The 3,306-nt window shown below is 34.3% G+C and carries 3 protein-coding genes; all 3 read right to left on the reverse strand.

Translation table 11 applies throughout. The features are described from left to right. Positions 1-95: 95 nt before the first annotated feature. Positions 96-860 carry a type I methionyl aminopeptidase gene (map, locus tag M3N64_RS13865; protein WP_003127235.1) on the reverse strand — a complete coding sequence of 255 codons (765 nt, stop codon included), beginning with the start codon at positions 858-860 and terminating at the stop codon, positions 96-98. 472 nt (positions 861-1,332) lie between these two features. Beyond that, complete coding sequence (locus M3N64_RS13870) at positions 1,333-1,863, reverse strand: PadR family transcriptional regulator (RefSeq protein ID WP_249104233.1); 531 nt, start codon at positions 1,861-1,863, stop codon at positions 1,333-1,335. A gap of 47 nt (positions 1,864-1,910) precedes the next feature. Beyond that, positions 1,911-2,759 carry a sialate O-acetylesterase gene (locus M3N64_RS13875; RefSeq protein WP_249104237.1) on the reverse strand — a complete coding sequence of 283 codons (849 nt, stop codon included), beginning with the start codon at positions 2,757-2,759 and terminating at the stop codon, positions 1,911-1,913. Between the last annotated feature and the right edge of the window lie 547 nt (positions 2,760-3,306).

Here is a 3,306-nt window from a genome sequence, read left to right on the forward strand (position 1 = left end):
ATTGGATAAAAGAAAAGGAGCACCGGTTGCCGCTAAAATAAAAATACTTTTCTATCCTTATCCATTAATGCCGATTTATAAATCATATATTTCGTTTAATAAGTTCCTTCTTCTCCTTGAGATGTTAGAATTAACGGCCCAGCTTTAGTGATTGCCAAGCTATGCTCATATTGACAACTTAAACTGCCATCTAGAGTTCTTGCTTCCCATCCATTAGACATCATCTTTACTTGCCCATCACCCACATTCACCATGGGTTCAATCGTGATGACCATTCCCTCTCTCAGACGAACCCCTTTCCCAGGTGTCCCATAATGAGCAAAGAAAGGTTCCTCATGGATACTAGGTCCAATTCCATGAGCAATAAAATCTCGTACGACGCTGTACCCTTGTGCTTCTACATAAGCTTGTATCGCATGACCAATATCCCCAGTCCGATTACCAACCTGTGCTTGCTCGATTCCAAGATAAAGAGCTTTTTTAGTTACCGCCATCAAATTGTCAACTTCCGGTGTGCTTGCACCTACTACATAAGCCCAACAAGAGTCCGAGATCGCGCCATTTAAATTGACACACATGTCAACTTTAACCAAATCACCTGACTTTAAGACTTGTTTTTTAGGAAATCCGTGACAAATTTCGTCGTTCACACTGATACATGTAGCATACTTATAACCTTCAAATCCAATTTGGGCAGCAATACCTCCATGACTTTCGATGTATTGACGCACAAAAACTTCAATGTCCCAGCTAGTAATTCCCGGCTTGATAAAATCTCGTAGATGGATATGAACATCGGCTAATAACGATCCAGATTCAGCCATCAACTCAATTTCTCTTTTAGATTTTAAGGTAATCATGTGTACTCCCGCTTTCAAATTTTTATAAGATTTTGTTGCAAAGTTTCAAACTGATTTAATTTCCCATATTTCTACCGAAGCTTTCAGCCAGAATGCCGAGTAGCCTTTTTATTTCTCTGCAGTCCAAAAAAGAAGAAGATTTATTCTTTACATCCTAGGAAACATAGCAGTATACGATGGCTTTTTTAGGAGAGCGTCGTCCGTTGGAGCAGATCAATAAATATCATATAACATTCTTTTCGCTCTGATAAAAATCCGTTTTCTCGAATGGACGCTCTAATATCCTCATGGCATCTTCCCTTTTGATATTTAAAAAAGCTATATACCAACTATCCCTTTTCCCTTCATTCTCTTTAGAAAGATAGATTCTGTCCATTTGCTTTCAATTTCTTTGATAACGATAGACCTCAGCAAAACAAATCCTCCTCAAGCTTCATAATAGCTAGATGTCTTCTTTCTGGGGTGTGTTCGGTTATTTAGATGTGCTTTCACTAGTAGTATCCTTTAATAATTCTTCAAACCATTGCACGTTTACGACATGATGAGAACGGGAATTTTCCAACATCTTTTTAAAATAAGTAGGGATAGCTTCATTATGTTGAAGTGTTTGATCTAATAAAAAAATTTTCCTTTTCGTTTGTTCAATTTGTATTTTTATTAGCTTTATGAATTCCTCTTTTTTATATTCGTTAGCAAATAACATCGCTGCATAAAAAGAAAAATTTATATAATCGGTCTTAGATCCATACTTAAACATTAATTTTTCGAATTCTTTGTTTCCTCGTTCAGTAATGATATAATTATGCTTTTCTCTAGTATTGTCTAGCTGATCGACTTTTTTAATATATTGCTTTTCTTCTAATTGTTGAAGATTATAGTAGAAGGACCCTTTCGTATAATTTACTATATATTTATAGTGACGCTCCTCCATTAATGCTAATAATTCGTAACCATAAGAACCTGGTTTTTGTTTTAATAAACCTAAAATTAGTAGTGGAATCAAAAAAACACCTCTTTAGACTCTGAATTGGTATTCTGTGATGCTAAAGTTTACCACTTGTAGATTTGTTTAAGTTGAGCTTCAAATTCAGGATAGGAAATTTTTCCCAACACCAATTCTAGGCTTTCCATATATATTTTTTCTGTTTGTGTATGTGGTCGATCACAATTAAGCTTGATCAACTCATTTTCATTATTTAATGGTTTTAATATATGCTGCCTATTAGAGAAAGCTTCAAAATATCGTAAACCAAATTTTCTTTGCGAAATTGCATCAATGTGGATACCATCAGGATTAGATGTTAAACCTTCGGCTGTGACAAAATAACAATGATCTTGTTCGAAAGCAAATTTTTGCAATTCTTGATTGATGAGGTTATATTCCGTACAATTTTTCCCGAACCCTTCTTTACCTAGAAAATCTCCTAAGCCACCAATAATGATCGGTATATTGGGGGCACTTAATTCCTTTCTAAGAGCCTTCATAATGGCAAGTAATTTTTGGTAATAGACTTTATACTTCCCATTCATACTATCGCTTTCTCCTTGGTGCCAAAGAATTCCTATTAACTCACTATTCTCCATAGCAAATTTTGCTTCTGTTATAGCATGTCTAAAAAGAGTCTGATCTACATGCCATTCATCAAGTGTACTTCCTCCTTCCGCACAGGGAATTAAGCCAATCGTTTCTTCTCGGTTTACATTGCACCATGCATCTGCAAAGGAAGCAGCTAAACTGACTCCAGAAACAGGGCGATCATAATTAATGGGTTCCGTCATCATTTGCCATCTTCCATTACGCAACATTTTAATTTTTTCATTATAAATGGGAGGTACATCCTGGATGAACCCTCGCCCTGCCATATTAGATTGTCCTATCATTAAAAATGATTTCATCATTTTCTTCATCCTTTCTTTCTATTGGCTATTTACGAAGAAATACTTCCAAGCTTCAATAAATATTGTGGAGATACTCAGTTAATTGACTGCTTCGTTCAATTTTCTTGAGTTATAAAAATGATCATAGTCTAATTAGACGAATATCATATAAACATTATAGTCTAATTAGACTTATTGTCAACAATATTTTTTGACGAGACTGAGACCTATTCATCCATTATTTTTACATTTACGCTCTCCAATTGATTTCTGAGCTAATTAATCGTAAAAAATAGCCGACTAAGGGAAATACGTTACTTCAAACCCCAGTTGGCATTAATTTTCAGTAAACTATAATTTAATTTATTTCTTGATATTATCGATAAGAGGGAACACATTCACTAGCTTTTAATTATTTTTTATGACTCAACAAATGATGGAAAAATGTGGTAAAGTTTACATCAAGAATAACAGATAGTAACAAACAAATCTGATTTTATAGAAAACAGACAGATAATATATAAATGCAAGAAATTATCATATGGTTAATGAATGAAACAAGCCTTAA

It is taken from the genome of Sporolactobacillus mangiferae (genome assembly GCF_023336505.1).
Classification (GTDB): domain Bacteria; phylum Bacillota; class Bacilli; order Bacillales; family Sporolactobacillaceae; genus Sporolactobacillus; species Sporolactobacillus mangiferae.

What these genes read in the sequence shown, in the direction of transcription:
- M3N64_RS13875 (WP_249104237.1), bottom strand. Translation starts at nt 2,759, where the DNA reads ATGATGAAATCATTTTTAATGATAGGACAATCTAATATGGCAGGGCGA.
- map (WP_003127235.1), bottom strand. Translation starts at nt 860, where the DNA reads ATGATTACCTTAAAATCTAAAAGAGAAATTGAGTTGATGGCTGAATCT.